This window comes from Granulicatella sp. 572.rep1_STHE (genome assembly GCF_001073445.1).
In the GTDB taxonomy this organism is placed as follows: domain Bacteria; phylum Bacillota; class Bacilli; order Lactobacillales; family Aerococcaceae; genus Granulicatella; species Granulicatella adiacens.
On the sequence record NZ_JVBO01000006.1, the window covers coordinates 1 to 316 of the forward strand.

The 316-nt window shown below is 32.9% G+C and carries 1 pseudogene; it reads left to right on the forward strand.

What is annotated here, in order from left to right:
- Nucleotides 1–54: 54 nt before the first annotated feature.
- Nucleotides 55–316: pseudogene (locus tag ADH99_RS00025) on the forward strand (IS3 family transposase); the annotation flags it as partial.

A 316-nucleotide genomic window follows, 5' to 3' on the forward strand; every position in this document is an offset into this window, starting at 1 on the left:
TGAAGTGCACCCCAAAAGTTAGACACAAAATCTAACTTTTGGGGTGTTTTTATTATGAAATTAACTTATGAAGATAAAGTTCAGATTTATGAACTCAGAAAACAAGGATTTAGCTACTCACGACTTGCAGATAGGTTCGGTATAGATGCGAGAAATCTTTCCTACATGATTAAATTGATTGATCGTTATGGGTTAGAGATAGTTAAAAAAAGGAGAAATAATTATTATTCTCCAGAAATAAAACAAGAAATGATTGATAAAGTCTTACTTGAAGGTTGGAGTAAAGAAAGAGTTTCTCTCGAATACGGCCTCCCTG